The organism is Pseudomonas sp. GW822-FHT02E03, from assembly GCF_058802325.1.
In genome coordinates this window covers 1-19521 of the sequence record NZ_JBXAOA010000062.1, presented here as the reverse complement: position 1 = coordinate 19521, position 19521 = coordinate 1, and the positions used below count along the sequence as shown (strand labels likewise).

General features: G+C 60.1%; 20 protein-coding genes. 13 read left to right on the top strand and 7 right to left on the bottom strand.

From position 1 onward, the window contains the following. Positions 1-90: 90 nt before the first annotated feature. Positions 91-408, bottom strand: a complete 318-nt coding sequence (locus AC1RQB_RS26415) for an ElaB/YgaM/YqjD family protein (protein ID WP_008069214.1) — start codon at positions 406-408, stop codon at positions 91-93. Between the two features lie 165 nt (positions 409-573). Here AC1RQB_RS26415 and AC1RQB_RS26410 point away from each other — a divergent pair, with 165 nt between their 5' ends. Then, positions 574-825: a hypothetical protein gene (locus AC1RQB_RS26410; protein ID WP_007897387.1), complete on the top strand. Its 252-nt coding sequence runs from the start codon at positions 574-576 to the stop codon at positions 823-825. A 19-nt stretch (positions 826-844) separates the two neighbouring features. Here the strand turns inward: AC1RQB_RS26410 and AC1RQB_RS26405 are convergent, their stop codons facing one another. Next, positions 845-1759, bottom strand: a complete 915-nt coding sequence (locus tag AC1RQB_RS26405) for a LysR family transcriptional regulator (RefSeq protein ID WP_063343538.1) — start codon at positions 1757-1759, stop codon at positions 845-847. A gap of 85 nt (positions 1760-1844) precedes the next feature. Here AC1RQB_RS26405 and AC1RQB_RS26400 point away from each other — a divergent pair, with 85 nt between their 5' ends. Then, positions 1845-2768: a carbon-nitrogen hydrolase family protein gene (locus tag AC1RQB_RS26400; protein WP_063343539.1), complete on the top strand. Its 924-nt coding sequence runs from the start codon at positions 1845-1847 to the stop codon at positions 2766-2768. A 68-nt stretch (positions 2769-2836) separates the two neighbouring features. Beyond that, positions 2837-4414, top strand: a complete 1578-nt coding sequence (locus tag AC1RQB_RS26395) for an alkaline phosphatase D family protein (RefSeq protein WP_063343540.1) — start codon at positions 2837-2839, stop codon at positions 4412-4414. A gap of 3 nt (positions 4415-4417) precedes the next feature. Here AC1RQB_RS26395 and AC1RQB_RS26390 read toward each other — a convergent pair whose 3' ends face one another. The 3 genes from AC1RQB_RS26390 to AC1RQB_RS26380 all read right to left on the bottom strand — a co-directional run bounded on the left by AC1RQB_RS26390 (position 4418) and on the right by AC1RQB_RS26380 (position 7561). Further along, a complete protein-coding gene (locus AC1RQB_RS26390) occupies positions 4418-4891 on the bottom strand; it encodes an LEA/WHy family protein (protein ID WP_008069225.1) in 474 nt (157 codons plus the stop codon). Between the two features lie 55 nt (positions 4892-4946). Beyond that, positions 4947-6422 carry a nucleobase:cation symporter-2 family protein gene (locus AC1RQB_RS26385; RefSeq protein WP_063343541.1) on the bottom strand — a complete coding sequence of 492 codons (1476 nt, stop codon included), beginning with the start codon at positions 6420-6422 and terminating at the stop codon, positions 4947-4949. Positions 6423-6667: 245 nt separating this feature from the next. After that, a complete protein-coding gene (locus AC1RQB_RS26380; RefSeq protein ID WP_063343542.1) occupies positions 6668-7561 on the bottom strand; it encodes a LysR family transcriptional regulator in 894 nt (297 codons plus the stop codon). A gap of 101 nt (positions 7562-7662) precedes the next feature. On the opposite strand from AC1RQB_RS26380, the gene AC1RQB_RS26375 reads away from it, so the two are divergent. The 7 genes from AC1RQB_RS26375 (at position 7663) to AC1RQB_RS26345 (ending at position 13526) form a co-directional block, all read left to right on the top strand. Continuing rightward, entirely contained in the window at positions 7663-8754 is a 1092-nt protein-coding gene (locus AC1RQB_RS26375; protein WP_008069239.1) for a polyamine ABC transporter substrate-binding protein, read from the top strand. Positions 8755-8775: 21 nt separating this feature from the next. After that, the gene (gene speB, locus AC1RQB_RS26370) at positions 8776-9735 is read left to right on the top strand and encodes an agmatinase (RefSeq protein ID WP_063343543.1); all 960 of its coding nucleotides are present in this window, start codon (positions 8776-8778) and stop codon (positions 9733-9735) included. Positions 9736-9942: 207 nt separating this feature from the next. Continuing rightward, positions 9943-10659, top strand: coding sequence for a helix-turn-helix transcriptional regulator (locus AC1RQB_RS26365; RefSeq protein WP_007897371.1), 717 nt, complete (start codon positions 9943-9945; stop codon positions 10657-10659). 52 nt (positions 10660-10711) lie between these two features. Further along, positions 10712-11053: a nuclear transport factor 2 family protein gene (locus AC1RQB_RS26360; protein WP_007897370.1), complete on the top strand. Its 342-nt coding sequence runs from the start codon at positions 10712-10714 to the stop codon at positions 11051-11053. 146 nt (positions 11054-11199) lie between these two features. Further along, a complete protein-coding gene (gene zapE / locus AC1RQB_RS26355) occupies positions 11200-12318 on the top strand; it encodes a cell division protein ZapE (protein WP_063343544.1) in 1119 nt (372 codons plus the stop codon). An 18-nt stretch (positions 12319-12336) separates the two neighbouring features. Beyond that, on the top strand, positions 12337-12918 hold the full coding sequence (locus AC1RQB_RS26350) for a DinB family protein (protein WP_063343545.1): 582 nt from the start codon (positions 12337-12339) through the stop codon (positions 12916-12918). 116 nt (positions 12919-13034) lie between these two features. Beyond that, a complete protein-coding gene (locus AC1RQB_RS26345; protein WP_063343546.1) occupies positions 13035-13526 on the top strand; it encodes a GNAT family N-acetyltransferase in 492 nt (163 codons plus the stop codon). Between the two features lie 194 nt (positions 13527-13720). Here AC1RQB_RS26345 and AC1RQB_RS26340 read toward each other — a convergent pair whose 3' ends face one another. Together AC1RQB_RS26340 and AC1RQB_RS26335 are read right to left on the bottom strand one after the other, a co-directional pair. Then, complete coding sequence (locus AC1RQB_RS26340) at positions 13721-15466, bottom strand: phosphoethanolamine transferase CptA (protein ID WP_063343547.1); 1746 nt, start codon at positions 15464-15466, stop codon at positions 13721-13723. Positions 15467-15664: 198 nt separating this feature from the next. Next, positions 15665-15847 (bottom strand): DUF6026 family protein, encoded by a 183-nt coding sequence (locus tag AC1RQB_RS26335; RefSeq protein WP_008069248.1) that lies wholly within the window; start codon positions 15845-15847, stop codon positions 15665-15667. A gap of 272 nt (positions 15848-16119) precedes the next feature. Between AC1RQB_RS26335 and gnd the strand changes: the two genes are divergently transcribed. Genes gnd through AC1RQB_RS26320 form a run of 3 tightly spaced genes read left to right on the top strand, consistent with a single transcriptional unit; the run spans position 16120 to position 19438 of the window. Continuing rightward, positions 16120-17100, top strand: coding sequence for a phosphogluconate dehydrogenase (NAD(+)-dependent, decarboxylating) (gnd, locus tag AC1RQB_RS26330; protein WP_008069250.1), 981 nt, complete (start codon positions 16120-16122; stop codon positions 17098-17100). Beyond that, entirely contained in the window at positions 17097-18620 is a 1524-nt protein-coding gene (gene zwf, locus AC1RQB_RS26325) for a glucose-6-phosphate dehydrogenase (protein WP_063343548.1), read from the top strand. Before gnd ends, zwf begins: the two co-directional genes overlap by 4 nt. Continuing rightward, positions 18617-19438, top strand: coding sequence for a Cof-type HAD-IIB family hydrolase (locus tag AC1RQB_RS26320; protein WP_063343549.1), 822 nt, complete (start codon positions 18617-18619; stop codon positions 19436-19438). Before zwf ends, AC1RQB_RS26320 begins: the two co-directional genes overlap by 4 nt. Positions 19439-19521: the final 83 nt, after the last annotated feature.

Genomic DNA, 19521 nt, shown 5'->3' with positions numbered 1-19521 from the left:
CCCCCCCCCCCCCCCCCCCCCCCCCCCCCCCCCCCCCCCCCCCCCCCCCCCCCCCCCCCCCCCCCCGCTCCCACATAGGTTGCGCTTGGCTTAACGACGGCCCAACAACAGCCCCACCACCAAACCGAATCCAGCGGAGATAGCCACGGTTTGCCAGGGATGACCGCCGATGTAGATTTCACTGGCCTCGACCGCGGGCCTGGTCCGGTCACGCATACTGGAAACTGAACCCCGGGCCTGCTGGAGCTTCTGGGCGATTTGCCCTCGAAGGGTGTCCGCTTCTTCACCGACCAGTGAAGCACTGCTTTTCAGCAGTTTTTCCGACTCTTCGATCAGGGCCTGAAGTTCGCTGAAGACCTGATCCTTGATTTGATCCTCGGCGGCTTGATCGATGATTTTGCGGGCCATTAGAGTACTCCTTGCAGGTGAATGGACAGTGAACAATGGAGTCTGGCGCCATGGCAAAAGTTGCAGCAATTTTGCGTGGCGACTCCACCCTGAAGAAAAATCCAGGGCAGGACATTTCCTCCTACAGTGTAAGATGTCGCCTATTTTATGCAGCAGGTAACTCCCATGAGCTTCAATCTGGCCGACAAACCCCTTGCCGAGCGCGCGGCGCTTGAAGATGAAAAATCCCGTCTGTTCGAACTCTGGCAAAACAACCTGGGTAAATCCAAGGGCGAAGCCGCACGGTTGTTCGGTGAGCGTGCCAAGCGCAAAGGCAAATGGGCCGAGTGGGTCCGCGCCGAACTCGACGGCATGTCGCCCCCGGAATTCGCGAACATGGTGCGCAGTGAAGTCAATCGCCTGATGGCGGCTAAATAAACGTCCAGACACCATTCCCTTACGTTTGGGAAAAGGTCGCGATAATCGCCTCGCGCACTTTCAACACCACCGGATCGAGCTGCGTGCTGGTGCGCCAGCCCAGCTCGATCGGATAGCGTGGCAGCGCCAAAGGGCAGGGCAGCAGCGCCAATCCGCTGAGCGCGGCGATACTTCGAGCCGCATGGGCTGGAATAGTCGCCACTGCCTGACTGCCCTTGAGCAGATGCGGCAACGCGGCAAAGTGTGTGGTTGACGCGCATACCCGCCGACTCAGCCCCAACGCCGCCAGGCCTTCATCGGTAATCCCGATAAAACCGCCCGATGACACCAGAATGTGTTCGCGGGCGACGAACGCCTCAAGGCTGAGAGTCTCCTGCCCCTCGGCCAGACTGAGGGGATCCACCAGGCACAGATAATCGCCTTCACCCAGCACCTGACGACTGAGCAAGCGCTCGGCAAATCCGCCTGCCGTGATTGCCAGATCGATGCTGCGTTCCATCAAGGCCCGAGCGACGATCTGGCTATGGGTCTGGCGAAAGATCAGCCGCAATTTCGGCGCGCAGCGAGCGATCTCTTCAATCAATCGTCGCCCGTAGGCGATTTCGAAATCATCCGACAAACCCACCGTCACCGAACGTCCGTCGTAATGATTCGCCGCCGGATCGACCATCGCCAAACTCTGGCGGCATTTGTTCAGCGCATCGCTGACCACCGGTTTCAACTGGTTGGCCTTGAGCGTCGGCGCAAGACCTCGGCCGGTACGCACGAACAATTGATCGCCATACACCTCGCGCAATCGACGCAACGCCGCGCTGACCGCCGATTGCGTCACGCCCAGACGTAGTGCGGCACGGCTGGCGCTGGATTCCTCATGCAGGGCTTCGAAGACTTTGAGCAGATTGAGGTCGACGGTGGCGATATTCATTTGGTTCATATCAATCAGCAGTGAGTTGGGCTTTATTCATGATCCTGTGGCGCCGGAGAATGAGCAACACCTCATTACTGACGGAGTCACCGCGATGCCCAAGTCCATCGTTGCTGCGCTGCAAATCGGCGCCTTGCCCGGCGGCAAGGCTGAAACCCTCGATCAAATCCTCTCCTGGGAAACCGCCATTATTGAATCCGGCGCCGCGCTGGTAGTCATGCCGGAGGCGTTGCTCGGCGGGTACCCCAAGGGCGAGGGCTTCGGTACGCAACTCGGCTATCGACTGCCGGAAGGTCGTGAAGCGTTTGCGCGGTATTTCGACAACGCCATAGACGTGCCCGGTGCCGAGACTGAAGCCTTGGCCGGGTTGGCTTCACGCACTGGCGCCAATCTGGTGATCGGCGTGATCGAGCGCGCGGGCAGCACGTTATATTGCACCGCGTTGTATTTCGACCCGCAGGCCGGACTGGTCGCCAAGCACCGCAAGCTGATGCCCACAGGCACCGAACGGCTGATCTGGGGCAAGGGCGATGGCTCGACCTTGCCGGTGATCGACAGTCAGGTCGGGCGAATCGGCGCCGTGGTGTGCTGGGAAAACATGATGCCGCTGCTGCGCACCGCGATGTACGCCAAAGGCGTGGAGGTCTGGTGCGCGCCGACCGTGGACGAGCGGGAAATGTGGCAGGTGAGCATGCGCCACATCGCCCATGAAGGACGCTGCTTTGTCGTCAGCGCCTGTCAGGTCCAGGCCTCACCGCAAGCCTTGGGCGTGGACATCGCCAACTGGCCGGCGCAACGCCCGTTGATTGCCGGCGGCAGCGTGATTGTCGGACCCATGGGCGACATTCTCGCCGGGCCGCTGCGTGACGAGGCGGGTTTACTGACTGCCGAAATCGACACCGACGACCTGATCCGCGCCCGTTACGACTACGACGTGGTCGGGCACTACGCGCGCCCGGACATATTTGAATTGACGGTGGATGAGCGGGCCAAACCGGGCGTGCGGTTCAACGCATAATCCGTCGGGGGGTGTGATTGTCGTCTAGTCTCCAGGCGTTCACACCCCTGTCAACGGATGGACTGTCCATGAGTTTGTCACTCGGCCCGATTCTGCAATTTCGTGGCATCAACAGTAATGTCTATAACGTGTCTGCTCTAGTGGTTTTACCCTTGGGCGCGACATCACCCAGCGTAAAAGTACCCGGCGGTGTCACTGCCGGCAAACCGTTGGCCATCGCCGATATCCCGTTGCTCAGTCCTCAGTACCGCGTCTGGCGCATCGATTTAAAAGCGCTGCAAGACCAGGCTGTTGCCGCCACTTACACGATCAAGATAGAGGGCGCGCAGGCCAACTTCGTCGTTCCGGCCGAGGGCCAGTCGCCGCGCATGGCCTATGTGTCGTGCAACGGCTTTTCGGACCCCAAGGACATGGAGAAGGTGGACAGGAACCATGAGCGCTGGGAGCACATGTGGGGGGCTCATCAAAGCAAGCCCTATCACCTGTTGTTGATGGGGGGCGATCAGGTTTACAGCGACGATATGCGCAGCAATGTGTCGTCGATGAAAACATGGTTTGCCAAACCCTTCGCCGAGCGCAAAAAGGCGGTCTACAGCAAAGTGATCGAAGCCGATCTGGACAAGTTCTTCGCCAGACTCTACCTGGAGCGCTGGAAACAGCCTGAGGTCGCGAAGCTGCTCAGCGCCGTTCCGACGGTAATGATGTGGGACGACCATGACATCATCGATGGCTGGGGTTCCTACGATGAGATATTGCATTCAAGCCCGGTATTCCAGGGGCTGTTTGCCACGGCCAAACGCTATTTCAGGATTTTCCAGCAGCAACTGATCCAGACTCATCCTCACCTCAAACCGTCCGCTGATACCCACCCTTGTGCGATTCCCGATACCGCTGACGGCTTTCACCTGGGGTTTACCGGCTTGGGTGAATTGGCATTGCTGGTTCCCGACTTGCGCAGTGAGCGTGCGCCGGATTTGACGACCCCGCCGGCTCGGCAAACCCGGATCATTTCGCCCGTCAGTTGGGATGCGATTTATGCCTGGCTGGGCAAGGTCAAGGGGCATAAGCACTTGCTGCTGATGTCGAGTATTCCCGTGGGTTACCTTGATTTGCAGGCGGCCGAAAAGGCACTGGACCTGATTTCGGGGCAACAGGAACTCGAGGACGATTTGCGCGACCATTGGCGAAGCCTGCCTCACCGGGACGAACGCAAGCGGTTGATCATGCGATTGCTGGATTTCGCCCACGCCGAGTCATGCAAGGTCACGCTGGTGTCCGGTGATGTTCATGTGGCAGGGGCCTGTGTGATCGAATCGACGTTGTCCCGGCATCGCAATGATGGTTCGGGATTGATCTACCAATTGATTTCAACCGGGGTCGTGCATCCTGCACCGCCGGTGTTGGCGGTGCAGTTTCTGGAGTCCATTGGCAAGCACCAGGAGCAGATCGACTACGGCATCACCGGAACCATGTTGCCCATCGGTGCACGGGGACGTTACCTGATTGCCGCTCGAAACTGGCTGGCGATAGAGCCGGATGAAGACAGCACCGGCAAACGTCGGCTGTGGGCCAATTGGCACGTAGAAGGCCTCAAACATTGTGTGACCCAGGTGATCGATCCGGTTAAGCCGCGGGCCGAACCGTGAGCGTTACCACGTGCCGGTGGTCGGCTCCGGCAGGCGGAGTTTGCCGCGATCAAGGAAACGCATCGTGCCGAACACGCCACCAGCCAGTTTGCCCCGAAGCACGTAAGGCAGATTGTTCAGTGTCTGCGTCTGACCCAGCCCGAGGGTCTGACGCAGCACCGAGAAGGCCGAAACGCTCACCGGCACCACGATCACCGCTTCGGAAAAACGTGGGATCGAGCCCGACTGGTCGCTGACACCAGAGGCGAGTGATTGACCGTTCACCTCCAGATCCAGGGCCACTCCGTTGTAGTCGATCGCCGTTTCATTGGGGTTCTGCACGCGCAGTTTTACCGCGAAACGCACTTCCAGTTCCTGGCTTGGCAGTGGCTCGATACCGACCACGTTGATGTTCAGCGGGTCGTGTTGGGGGAACAGGGCGCAGGCGCTCAGGGAGAGCAACAGGAGGGACAGGGACAGGGCAAACAATCTGCGCATGGACAGGTTCTCGTAAAGAAAAAGGCCGAGCCGCTCGTGGCTCGGCTCTTGAGCATTACGCACGGTCTAACTGTGCGACAGCCGCAGGTGAAACGGGTTCACCCTTGGCCGCAACATCCGGGTTCTGCATCACCTGAAGCACCGAGGCTTCCGGGTCGAACTCGTCTTCTTCCAGCTCGATGAATTCTTCGGGCAGGAAGATATTCAGCACGATAGCGCACAACGCACCGACGGTGATCGGTGATTCGAAGATGTTGTGCAACGCCTTCGGCAACTCGCGCAATACTTCAGGCACTGCCGCGACGCCCAGGCCCATGCCGAGGGAAATCGCCACGATCAGCATGTTGCGCCGATGCAGGCCGGCCTCGGCGAGGATCTTGATCCCGGCCACTGCCACGGTGCCGAACATCACCAGCTCGGCGCCGCCGAGCACCGGTTTCGGCATCAATTGCAGCACCGCGCCGATCATCGGGAACAACCCCAGCACCACCAACAGGCCCGCGATGAAAAACGCCACATAACGGCTGGCTACGCCGGTGAGCTGGATCACGCCATTGTTCTGGGCGAAGGTCACCATCGGCATGCTGTTGAACACCGCAGCCATCGCCGAATTGAGACCGTCGGCCAGCAATCCGGATTTGATCCGGCGGATATAGATGGGGCCTTTGACCGGTTGCCGGGAAATCATCGAATTGGCGGTCAGGTCACCGGCAGCCTCCAGGGGCGATACCAGGAAAATCACCGCCACCGGCACAAACGCGACCCAGTCGAATGAGAAACCATATTTGAACGGTACGGGCACACTCATCAGCGGCACGGCGGGCAGGCTGGTGAAATCGACTTGGCCCATGAACCACGCGACCGCATAACCGAGGGCCAGGCCGATGACGATCGCGCCCAAGCGCAGGAACGGCACATCCACCCGGTTCAACACCACGATGGTTCCCAGCACCAGTGCCGCCAGCGCCAGATGGCTGGCCGCGCCGAGATCCGTTGCACCGAAACCGCCGGCAATGTCGGTCATGGCGACCTTGATCAGCGACAGGCCCATGAGGGTAATGATGGTGCCGGTCACCACCGGGGTGATCAGCATCCGCAACTTGCCGATGAACTGGCTTAGCACCACTTCGATGAACGCGGCGAAAAAGCACACGCCGAAAATTGTCGAGAGGATTTCATCGGTGCCACCGCCGCGCGCCTTGACCATGAACCCGGCGCTGAGAATCACGCTGATAAAAGAGAAACTGGTGCCTTGCAAGCACAGCAAACCGGAGCCGACCGGGCCGAACCGCCGCGCCTGCACAAACGTGCCCAGCCCCGAAACGAACAGCGCCATGCTGATCAGATAAGGCACTTCACTTTGCAAGCCAAGGGCGCTGCCCATGATCAGCGTCGGCGTGATAATGCCGACGAAACTCGCCAGTACGTGTTGCAGGGCGGCGAATACCGTGGCGGTCAGGTGGGGGCGATCGTCGAGGCCGTAAATGAGGTCGTTGTTGCGTGGGGAGGCGGTTATTTCAGAGGCGGTCATGGTGATTTGCGTGCCGAAAGGCGGGCCGGGTCAGAAAATGGAGGCGCAGGATGCCAGCCGCGGGCAGTGAGGGCAACGTACAACGCGATCGCTTGCCACACTGCCAGTCAGTCAGATGCAGAACCTGTGGGAGCGGGCTTGCTCGCGAAGGCGGTATACCAGGCAACATTAATGTCGACTGACACGGTCTCTTCGCGAGCAAGCCCGCTCCCACATGGATTGCGCTTGACGCAAGCCCCTGCTATTCAAGCAAACGCCGCAAGCAAGTCCTCTTCAAAGGCTTTTTGCGCATCCCCCGGCACCTGTGCGCGATGGCGGGCCAGATGGAACGCCACCTCAAAACTCATGTCGCCCTGGCGCACGGCGCGCAGCAACCCTTTGTCTTCCCAACTGCGGGCGAAGTGATCGGGCAGGTAGCCAACGTGCTTGCCGGAAAGAATGAAGGCGAGGGTGCCTTCGACCTGTTCGGAACGCGCCGAACACATCTTCCCCTGAAACGGCTCGTCACTGCGCAGGAAGCGGTAGGGATGATCGACCCGGTCGCAGACCTGAAGCGCCTGATCGTCAGGTGCCTCATCGGTGAACAGCGGATGCCCGGGGGCGCAGTACAAGTGCTGGGTTTCCGTGAACAGTTCGCGGTAGTCAAAAGCGCTTTGCGCCTGCGAGAAATAGCCGATCGCCAGGTCCAGCCGTTGTTGCAGCAACAGCCGCTCCATTTCGCCGGGCATGGCGCTGATCAACTCGATACGCACCGACTCGTCCCGTTCGCGAAAGCGCCGGATCGCCTTGGCAACCCGTTGCAGCACCGATTGATCAAGTGCTTCGGACAAGCCCAGGCGCACTTCGCCGATCAAGCGTCCGGCCACGCCGTTGGATTGATGGCGGAACGCTTCGATCGACTCGAACAAGGTGCGAATGGCAAGGAGCAGCTGTTCGCCCTTGGGGGTGATTTTGAACCCGCCCTTGCCGCGACTGCACAGCCGATAACCAAGCCGGGTTTCGAGCCTGGCCATCTGCTGGCTGATGCTTGACTGGCTCAGCCCCAGCTCACCCTGAGCCGCGCTGAAACCACCGCATTCCACCACGCTGACAAACAGGCGCAGCAGGTGCAGGTCGAGGTCATGAAGTTGACCGAGCATCAAACATTACTCCGCAATAAAGTCAGGATAATTAACTTGATATTTTTCCACTGTAACTGACGACGCATCCTGCAGTCACTTCCTCCGGTCAGGTGTTCGTCATGGCTCCGCTCTTCAAGCTGTGTTTACCCGCACTGTTCCTCGCCATGGCCGTGCCGGCCCAGGCCGAGGAAAAAGTCCTCAATCTCTACAGTTGGGCCGATTACGTCGCGCCCGAGACCTTGCAACGGTTCGAAAAGGAAACCGGCATCCATGTGCGCTACGACACGTTCGATGCGCCGGAAGTGCTGGAAACCAAGCTGCTCACCGGCGGCAGCGGCTACGACGTGGTGGTGCCGTCGTCCAGCGTTCTGGCACGCGGCTTGGCGGCGGGCGCGTTGAGGGAAATCTCTCACGATGGCCTCAAGGGTTACGCCAACCTCGACCCGGACATGCTGGAAAAGCTGGCGGCGGTCGACCCTGGTAATCGGTATGGCGTGCCTTACACCTGGGGCACGCTCGGATTGGGGATGAATGTCGAAGCGGTGAAACAACGTTTGCCCAACGTACCGCTCAACAGTCTGGACCTGTTGTTTAAGCCCGAATACGCCAGCAAGCTCAAAGACTGCGGCATCGCCATTCTCGATTCGCCCCAAGAGGTGATTGGCCTGGCGCTGCACTATCTGGGTAAAGATCCCTACAGCACCGACAAGGCTGATCTGACAGCCGCCGATGCACTGTTGCGTCAGTTACAGCCGTCGGTGCTGTACGTCGCCACCGGGCGGCAGATCAACGATCTGGCCAATGGCAGCGTCTGCCTGGCATTGACCTACAACGGTGACGCGAGCATGGCCGCCGATCAGGCGCGCAAGGCCAACAAGCCGTTCGAGGTGGCCTACCGCATTCCGCGGGAGGGCACGCTGGTGTGGCAGGACAACCTGGCGATTCCCAAGGACGCACCACACCCCGAAGCCGCCCGGGCCTTCATCGAGTTCATGTTGCGCCCCGAATCCGTCGCGGCGCTGACTAACACGCTGTTCTTCGCCACGGCCAATCGGGCAGCGACGCCGTTGGTGGATGAGGCGGTGCGCAGCGATCCCGACATCTACCCGCAGAGCGAGGTGCGTGAACGGCTGTACGCCGACCGCAGCATGAGCCTCAAGGACATGCGTCAGCGCACCCGCCTGTGGACCACTTTCCGTAGCCGCCAATAAGCCAATAACAAGGAATACACCATGGACGTCCCTGCACAGAACGATCAGGCCATGACCCGCGACAGTCTTTACGGGACTGCCGCCGAAAGCACCTACGCCGGAATCACCAGTTTCATGCGCCGCCGCTACAGCCGCGACTTGCGTGGCGTCGACGTGGTGGTCAGCGGCGTGCCGTTCGACACTGCCACCAGCAACCGCCCCGGCGCGCGTTTCGGCCCGCGCGGCATTCGGGCGGCGTCCACCGGGATCGCCTGGGAACGCCATTGGCCGTGGACGTTCGACCCGTTCGATCACTTGGCGGTGATCGATTACGGTGACTGCGCCTTCGATTACGGCACGCCGCAGTCGGTGCCGGAAAGCATCGAAGCCCACGCCGAGCACATCCTGAGCGGCGGTTGCGCGATGCTGACGTTTGGCGGCGATCACTTCATCAGTTATCCGCTGCTCAAGGCCCATGCCCGTCAGCATGGCCCCTTGTCATTGATTCACTTCGACGCCCACAGCGACACCTGGCCGGATGAGGAGGGCAAGCGCGTCGATCACGGCACGATGTTCTGGCATGCGGCTAAAGAAGGGTTGGTGGATCCGTCGCGCTCGGTGCAGATCGGGTTGCGCACCACCAATGACGATCATCAGGGCTTTCAGGTACTGGATGCGCGGCAGGTGCATCGGCAAGGGTGCGAGGCGATCGTCGAGGCGATTCGTGCCCGGGTCGGTGATCACCCGGTGTACCTGACCTTCGACATCGACTGCCTCGACCCGGCCTTTGCGCCGGGCACCGGAACGCCGGTGTGTGGCGGCTTGAGCACGGTGCAGGCGCTGGAAATCCTCGGCGGCTTGCGCGGGATCAACCTGGTGGGGATGGACGTGGTGGAAGTGGCGCCGGCCTACGACAGCGCGGACATTACCTCACTGGCGGCGGCGACATTGGCCATGGAGATGCTGTGTTTGTATGTGGCCAAACACAAGGTCGATCGGTAACACACAAGCCAATGTGGGAGCGGGCTTGCTCGCGAAAGCGGAGTGTCAGCCACCAGAAGTGTTGAATGTTAAGTCGTCTTCGCGAGCAAGCCCGCTCCCACATTTGATCAGTGCCAGGCCATCGAGCGAGGTCTTATCGCTCCTGCCAGTTTCTGACAGCAGCCTCTGCTAAGCTCCGACGACTTTTCAGGAAAGAGCCTGCCGACCGTGTCGCGAACCAGCCGTTTACTGACTTTGTTACAAGTGCTGCGGGGCAAAAGTCGTCCGGTGACTGCCGCGACATTGGCCAGCGAACTGGAGATTTCCGAACGCACGCTGTACCGCGATATCGCTGAACTTACCGCGCTCGGCGCGCCGATTTTTGGCGAGGCGGGGATCGGCTATGTGTTGCGCAGCGGCCTGTTTCTGCCGCCCTTGATGCTCAATGCCGATGAGACCGAAGCCATCGTGCTCGGCTTGCGCTACGTGGATCAGCGTGGCGATGAGGTGTTGGGCAAAGCCGCGGCCGATGCCCTGGCAAAGATCGCTGCGGTACTCGACCCCGCCGCCCAGGAGGCCTTGCGCAACCCGACGGTGCTGCCGGGGCCGCCGGGTTATGGCTATCCGCAAAATGCCGTGCCTTTGAACGTGTTTCGCCAAGCCATCCGCGATCAGGCCAAGCTGCACATCGACTACGCGGACGCCAATCAGGTACCGAGTCAGCGGCTGATCTGGCCACTGGCCCTGGGTTTTCTCAACGAGGTGCGGATCATCGTCGCCTGGTGTGAGTTGCGCAGTGCCTATCGCACCTTTCGCACCGACCGGATCTCGGCCGCCAGCGAGCAGGGTGAGCGCTATCCGGGGCGGCGCAGCGACCTGTTGCGCACCTGGCGCAAGCAGATGCAACTGGACGAAGCAGGGCGTTTCACTCCTGACAAGAATTGACACAGGCTTGTTTTAGCATGGCTCCAGAATCAACTCACAAGGAGCCGTAAACATGTCCAATCCAGCCTCTTCACTGGCCCCCGCCATTGCCGCCTACATTGCCGCTGCCAATGCTCGCGACACGTCGAGGGTTGCCAGTTTTTTCGCTGAGGATGCCAATGTGTTCGATGAGGGGCAGCATCAGGTCGGCACACAAGCCATCGCCCAATGGATGCAAGACACCGCACAACGTTATCAGCCCCGGGTCGAGGTGCTCGACGTTCAACTGCGCACCGGCAAAGTGCTGGTGCACAACCTGATCTCCGGCACGTTCCCTGGCAGCCCGCTGGAACTGCGCTACATGTTCCGCCTCAATGAACAGGGCAAGATTGCCCGGCTGGACATCTCGCTGTAACCCGGCGTTGTGTCGCGGCGCGGAACCTGTGGGAGCGGGCTTGCCCGCGAAAGCGGTGTGTCATTCAACATTGATGTTGGCTGACCCGACGCCTTCGCGAGCAAGCCCGCTCCCACATGGATTGCGTTTTACCTATACTGCCGCGCATGAATGTCGACTCTCCCTTAAGCGCCTGGCAACACGCCATCGAACAGAAGGGCTTCGTCCAGGACGAAGCCCAGGAACACGCCGTGTGGGCGCTGCAAAAATGCCACGAAGCCTTGCATGAAGACCGCACGCCCGTCACCGGCGTGTACCTCTGGGGCCCGGTCGGGCGGGGCAAGACCTGGTTGATGGATCAGTTCTACCAAAACCTGCGCGTCCCGGCCCGGCGTCAGCACTTTCATCATTTCATGGGCTGGGTGCATCAGCGCTCCTTTCAATTGACCGGCACCGCCGACCCGTTGAAAGCGCTGGCCCGCGAGCTGAGCCAGGAAGTGCGCGTGCTGTGTTTCGATGAACTGTTCGTCAACGACATCGGTGACGCGATCATTCTCGGACGTTTGTTTCAGGTGATGTTCGAGCAGGGCGTGGTGGTGGTCTGCACCTCCAATCAGCCGCCGGATCAGCTATACGCGGATGGCTTCAACCGTGACCGGTTTGTGCCGGCTATTGCTGCGATCAAGCAACACATGCAAGTGATTGCGGTGGATGGCGGGGAAGATCATCGCCTGCATCCTGGCGCCGGTCTGCAGCGTTACTGGGTGAATGTACCGGGTCAGCCTGGCGCATTGAGCGAGGTGTTCAAAGCCTTGACCGTCGGCCAGTCGCTGTCCAGCGATCCGGTCAAGATCGGCTACCGTTCGGTCAATGTCATGCAGGCCAGTCAAACCGTGCTCTGGTGCCGTTACGCCGAGCTCTGCGAGCAGCCATTTGCCGCCATGGACTTCATGGCCCTGTGCGATACCTTCAGCGCTATTCTGTTGAGCGACGTGCCCAACCTCAGCGCGCAAAAACGCGAAGGGCGCATCGCCCGCGGCACTGAAGACGGCGTCGAACGGGTGGCGGCGGGGGATCGCGAGTTGCCGCAGTTGTCGGTGCACGACGACGGCGTGCGCCGGTTCATCGCCCTGGTGGACGAATGCTACGACCGCAAGGTGCCGCTGTACCTCGAAGCGCAGGTGCCGATGGAGGCGTTGTACACCGAGGGCTATCTGGAGTTTCCGTTTCGTCGCACCTTTAGTCGTCTGCAGGAAATGCAGCTCAAACGTTTCGCCGAGGTTTGATATCCGGGAGGAGCGAACATGAATCAGCCCTTGTCCCACCATTTGCTGACCATGGCCTATCAGAACGCCTGGGCCAATCACCGACTGGCCAAGGCCTGGCTTCAGCTAAGCCCGGCCGAACTGGCAGCGCCGCGAGTCAGTTTCTTTCCCAGCCTCAGCGCGACCCTCAATCACATTCTGACCTGTGACTGGTTCTATGTGGATGCACTGGAGCGGGAGTTGCGCGGTGACGAACCGCATCCCGATTGCTACGTGTTTTTCAACGAAGACGAGCCGTTCGCCCACGGCGCCGATCTCAAGCGCGAGCAAGCCCTGGTGGACCGTAGACTGATTGCCTACTGTGAGCAACTGCGCGACGCAGACCTAGGACGGCTCGTGACCATCGCGCGCGACGCCCCGCAACATGACAGCCGTTTGCGCATGCTGTCCCATTTGTTGGAGCATCAGATTCATCATCGCGGGCAGGTTCACGCGATGCTCAGTGGCACGTCGGTCAAGCCGCCGCAACTGGACGAGTTTTTCTGTGCCGGTGAGGCAAAACTGAGGGCTGAGGATTTTGCTGAGTTGGGATGGACCGAGTCATTGATCTGGGGTGTTTGAGGAGGAACGATCACAACAGGATCCGGTTGTCGGCACACCGGCACTCGCGATAAGGTCGTCAGACCTTTCAGTGCGCAAGAAGCGAGCTGGGGCAACTTGTGTGATTGAGGATGGAAATGGAATCCGCAGAAATTCTTGTGCTTCAGGCCAGCTACACCAACCCGGTGCATGCCGAGGCGATTTGTCTTGTATTGAACCACTACGCCGAAGACCCGATGGGCGGCGGTCACCCGTTACCCGCCGATAGATTGCGACAACTGCCGGGGGAACTGGCCAAACGTCCCCATGCCTTCAGCGTACTGGCGTTTGTCGGCGGCGAACCGGCAGGGCTGGTCAACTGCTTTGAAGGTTTTTCGACCTTCGCCTGCCGGCCATTGGTGAACGTGCACGATGTGGCGGTGGTGTCGAAGTTTCGCGGGTTGGGGCTGAGTCAGAAGATGCTGCACAAAGTCGAAGACATCGCGCGCCAGCGCGGCTGCTGCAAAATCACCCTGGAAGTGCTGGAAGGTAATGCAGTGGCTCAGGGGGCCTACGGCAAATTCGGTTTTTCGCCAGGCATGTTCGACCCGGCGCACGGGCGGATGCTGTTCTGGACCAAGGCGCTTTAATTCGCAGTCCTTTGGGAGCGAGCTTGTTGTGGAGTGGGGCTTTTGTGGCGAGGGAGCTTGCTCCCGTTGGGTCGCGCAGCGACCCCGGCATTTCAAAGTTAAACCGCATGTAAAGGGTTTGCGACTGCTTCGCAGCCGAGCGGGAGCAAGCTCCCTCGCCACATAAGCCCGCTCCCACAGGATCCGCGCCAGAATTACTGCTGAACGACTTCCGGCGTGATAGGTGCGCCCTTGGGTTTCATCAGGCTGAAGTCGATCAACGGCCTCTGCTTACGTGCATAAGGGTCGCCGATCATCAATGGCCGAGGCTTGAAGCTGTCGCTGACCAGACTTTTGCTGCGGTCCAGTTCATCGAAACTCAGGCCTGCCAGATCCGCCCACGTGTGAATCAGCTGAGAACTGCTGTACGGCCGGCTCAGGTCGCCGGCAAAACTCCAGTCATGGGTTTCGCGCCATTTCGGCGAAGCCCAGGCCATGAACGGAATGGTGTACATCGGTGCCGTCGGCTTGCTCTCGTTGCGGCCCAGGGTTTTATGGCCAACGGAGTCGAAGACGTCTTCGCCATGGTCGGAGAGGTATAGCAGGAAGCCGTTCGGATCAGACTTGGCGTAGTCCTTGATCAGGCTCGACACCACGAAGTCGTTGTACAGCACCGCGTTGTCATAGCTGTTGTACGTCGGCACCTGATCGTCACGCACGCCGTCCGGAACACCTTTGCGGTCGGTGAACTTGTTGAACGTCGACGGGTAACGGTACTGGTAGCTCATGTGCGTGCCGAGCAAATGCACAACGATCAGCTTGCGTGGCGCTGCATCGGCCAGGGCCTTGTTGAACGGTTCGATCACGTCGCCATCGTACTGGGCGGCGTTCTGGTTGCGATTGTTGTTCAGGTACACCTGCTCGTCGGCCTGTTCGGAGAAGGTCGTGAGCATGGTGTTGCGCTTGGTCATGGTCTGCTGGTTGGTGATCCAGAAAGTCTTGTAACCCGCCTGTTTCATCATGCTGACCAATGACGGCGTCGACAGGTACAGGTCCGGGTTTTCTTCGTCGGCGAAGGTCAGCACCTGCTGCAACGCCTCGATGGTGTAAGGGCGCGGGGTGATGACGTTATCGAAGACGGCCAGTTGATCCTTGAGCTTGTCCAGCTCCGGAGTGGTTTGCCGAGGGTAGCCGTACAGGCTCATGCGCTGACGGTTGGTGGACTCGCCGATCACCAGCACCAGGGTCGCCGGCTGATTGGCCATCGAATCGGTGAGGTTTTTGAGCGGTGGAATTTTGCTGGCGCTGTCGAGCATGTCTTGCATGCCGGCCAGGGTATCGAGGTAACGGTGATAGGCCACGGCCATCTGCCAAGGCACGGCGGGCTCGATGCGGGTTTCGAACTTCTCGAAGCCGCCCGCCAGGCTGCCGCTGCGTGCGGTGTGCTTGATTAGCGGGTAACCGACCACGGCCAGCAGAATCGCCGTCGCCGCGACCAATGCCTGGCCGCGTGGCAGGTATACCGGGCGCAAACGGGTCCACAGCAAATACGCGAACGCGGTGTGGGCGAGGAACGCCAGTACCATCCACCAGGCAAAATACTGGGTCATGTACTCGCCGGCTTCAGACACGTTCGATTCGAACATGATGAAGATGACGCTCTGGGAAAATTCCTGCTGATAGATGAAGAAATAACCGAGGCTGGCCATCGAACAGGCCCACAGCACCACGCCGATCAGTGCGGCCATCACCCGTGTTTGTCTGGGGAACAGCAGCATCGGCGCGAGCCAGATGGCGCTCATCACAAAGGCCTGACGGAACCCGGCAAAACCGGAAGTACCTGTCAGTTGAATCAGCAGTTGGGTGATGCCGGAAAAATACCAGAAGAACAGAAACAACCAGAGAAATCCTGCCCAATCAAAACCTTTCGCAGACGTTTTGCTGCGTTTAAACAAAGCCATTCAGCACTCCAGCCTGATAATTACTTCTGCCGTCGGCACTCTCCTTGTCGCAGACGAACGGGCGCCGCGTGGATACCGAGCGGCCACAATGAGCCGGAGTATCAACAATAAGGTGTGAAAACTTTGTGAGTTGCCAGAGCTGGCAGGGTTGCAGCAAGTCGGAAACAGCAGCGGCTGCTTCCGATTCAAACGAGGGGGTCAGGCGTGGGGAGCACGTTGGGTGACAGGCAAAGGCTGAGCCTGATTGCCTTGGGTCAGCAGGCGCAATTGCGCGACTTCCCGTTTCAACTGGTCGCGCTCATCTTTCAACTGGCGCAGTTCATCGCGACGGATCGTGACGTAAAGGGTTTGTGCTGGCAGTGCTGTGTGTACGGTGCCCATTGCTCACCTCGCAAATGGCTGTCTCAACTGTAAGTTCGCTCCCGAATTCGGGTGCTCACTTACTATCGGCGCCAATTTTGATTTCTTTTGCCCCTGAAGGGAACTTTTTTATTTTTCATGGTCGTTGTGTCTTCGGTACGATTCCCGACGTTATCAGTCTGGATCGGGCACAATGCCCGGAAACTTCATCCCCATACGCTGGACTAACTCGAATGAGTCGCGTTGGGCTATAACCTTTGACACACTTTATTTGTAGTAGGGAGCATCAGTACATGCAACTCGGGATTATTGGACTGGGCCGCATGGGCGGTAATATTGCGCGGCGCCTGATGCTCAACGGACATACCACCGTTGTTTACGACCGCAATAGCGCCTTTGTCGATACCCTGGCTGAAGAAGGCGCCACCGGTGTTGCCGACTTGCCAGCCCTGGTCGCTGGCCTGGCCAAACCACGCGCGGTGTGGGTCATGCTGCCCGCCGGCGCACCGACCGAAGACACCATCGACACCCTGAGTACCTTGCTTGAAGCGGGCGATACCATCATCGATGGCGGCAACACCTTCTATAAGGATGACATCCGCCGGGCCAAAACCCTGTCGGAAAAAGGCCTGCACTACATCGACGTCGGCACCTCCGGCGGCGTCTGGGGTCTGGAGCGTGGTTACTGCATGATGATCGGCGGCGATGCCGACACCGTTAGGCGTCTTGACCCGCTGTTCGAAACGCTGGCCCCGGGCATGGGCGATATCCCGCGCACCAAGGATCGCCAGTCCGATGACGATCGCGCCGAGCGCGGTTACATCCATGCAGGCCCGGCCGGTTCTGGCCATTTCGTGAAAATGATTCACAACGGCATCGAATACGGAATGATGCAAGCCTTCGCCGAAGGCTTTGACATCCTCAAGACCAAAGCCAGCACCAACCTGCCGGAAGACCAGCGTTTCGACCTGAACGTTGCCGACATCGCCGAAGTCTGGCGTCGTGGCAGCGTGGTGTCGTCCTGGCTGCTTGATCTGACCGCCGACGCACTGGCCAGCGATCCGAAGCTCGACGGCTACTCAGGCTCGGTGGCTGACAGCGGTGAGGGTCGCTGGACCATCGAAGCGGCCATGGAGCAATCGGTGCCGGTACCGGTGCTGTCGAACTCGCTGTTCTCGCGCTACCGTTCGCGCGGGCAAGGCACCTTTGGCGACAAGATTCTCTCGGCCCAGCGCTTCGGCTTCGGTGGCCATGTGGAGACCCCGAAAAAATGACCCATGTGATCCGCAGGAAATCCAAGGCAGAACCCGCACCGCCTACCACGCTGTTTCTGTTCGGTGCCCATGGTGATCTGGTCAAGCGCTTGCTGATGCCGGCGCTGTACAACCTGAGTCGCGACGGTTTGCTGGGGAATGGACTGCGGATCATCGGCGTTGATCACAACGCTATCAGTGACGAAGCCTTCGCCAAAAAACTCGAAGATTTCATTCGGGCGGAAGTGGCGGCCAAGGTCGGCAAGGGCGATCAAGCCCTTGATCCGGCGTTGTGGGCCAAACTGGCCAAGCACATCAGCTATGTCCAGGGCGACTTCCTTGACGAACGCACCTACGAAGCGCTGGCGGCGAAAATCGCCGACAGCGGCACGGGCAATGCGATTTTCTATCTGGCCACCGCGCCACGCTTTTTCAGCGAAGTGGTGCGGCGTCTCGGTGCTGCCGGATTGCTGCAAGAAACCCCCGATGCCTTCAGAAGGGTGGTGATCGAAAAGCCTTTCGGCTCCGATCTGCATACCGCAGAAGCCTTGAACGCGTGCTTGCTCAAAGTGATGACGGAAAAGCAGATCTACCGGATCGATCACTATCTGGGCAAGGAAACCGTGCAGAACATTCTGGTCAGCCGGTTTTCCAATAGCCTGTTCGAAGCCTTCTGGAACAACCATTACATCGACCACGTGCAAATCACCGCCGCCGAAACCGTCGGCGTGGAAACCCGTGGCAGTTTTTATGAGGTCACCGGCGCCCTGCGGGACATGGTGCCCAATCACCTGTTCCAATTATTGGCGATGGTGGCCATGGAACCACCGGCCGCTTTTGGCGCCGATGCGGTACGCGGCGAAAAAGCCAAAGTTGTCGGCGCGATCCGCCCCTGGTCAACCGAGGAAGCGCGAGCCAACTCGGTGCGCGGCCAATACACCGCCGGCCAGATCAATGGCGAGCCGCTGCCCGGTTATCGCCAGGAAGCCAACGTGGCGCCCGACAGCACGACCGAAACCTATGTCGCGCTCAAAGTCATGATCGACAACTGGCGCTGGGTCGGCGTGCCGTTCTACCTGCGCACCGGCAAGCGCATGAGCGCGCGCGACACCGAGATTGTCATTTGCTTCAAGCCGGCGCCGTATGCGCAGTTCCGCGACACCGAGGTCGATGAGTTGCAGCCGACTTACCTGCGGATCCAGATCCAGCCCAACGAAGGCATGTGGTTCGACCTGCTGGCCAAGCGGCCGGGGCCGGCGTTGAACATGGCCAACATCGAGCTGGGTTTTGCCTACAAGGATTTCTTCGAGATGCAGCCATCGACCGGCTATGAAACCCTGATCTATGACTGCCTGACTGGCGATCAGACGCTGTTCCAGCGCGCCGACAACATCGAGAACGGCTGGCGCGCCGTGCAGCCATTCCTCGACGCCTGGCAGCAGGACGCAACGGTGGAGAACTACGCGGCCGGCGAAGACGGACCTAAGATTGCTGATGAACTGCTCACCCGCGATGGTCGCGTCTGGCACAGCGTCGGATGAGTGAGATAACGCAACAGCCCATCCGTTTTCTGCTCAGCGACATGGACGGCACGTTACTGCTCCCTGATCACAGCCTCAGTCAGCGCACGATCGAAGCGGTCCGCGCCTTGCGCGAGGCTGGCGTACTGTTCAGCCTGGCCACCGGACGTCCGCCAAAAGCCATGCTGCAACAGATCGAAGCCCTGGGTGTCGATCTGCCGACGGCGGCCTTCAATGGCGGCACCCTCGTAAACCCGGACGGCAGTGTGCTGGTTGCACATTATTTGCCGGCAACGGCGGCGCTGACGGCGCTGACGCTGTTTGCCGATCAGCCGGACATTGAGGTTTGGGTATTCAGTGGCGGCGACTGGCTGTTGCAGGATCAGTACGGCCCGATGGTCCCGCGAGAGCAGCACGGCCTGGGTTATCCGCCGGTGGTGGTCGAGAATTTCGAGCCTTACCTTGCACGTATCGACAAAATCGTCGCGGCCAGCAACAACGCCGGGCTGTTGATCGAGCTGGAAGCGCAGTTGCTGCCCAAGGTCGAAGGGCAGGCGCAGGTTTCGCGTTCACAACCGATCTATCTGGACGTGACGGCGATGAAAGCCAACAAGGGCGAGGCATTGGCGACACTGGCCGAGTTTCTCGGGGTGCCGCTGGAGCAGACCGCCGCCATGGGTGACGGTGGCAACGACCCGGCGATGTTTCACCGGGCCGGGTTGTCGATCGCCATGGGGCAGGCGGAAGAGGCGGTGAAGCGTCAGGCCGACGTGGTGACCGGAGCCAATACCGAAGACGGCGCGGCCCAGGCGATCGAGCAATACATCCTCCCTCGATAACGACACAAAACCAATGTGGGAGCGGGGGGGGGGGGGGGGGGGGGGGGGGGGGGGGGGGGGGGGGGGGGGGGGGGGGGGGGGGG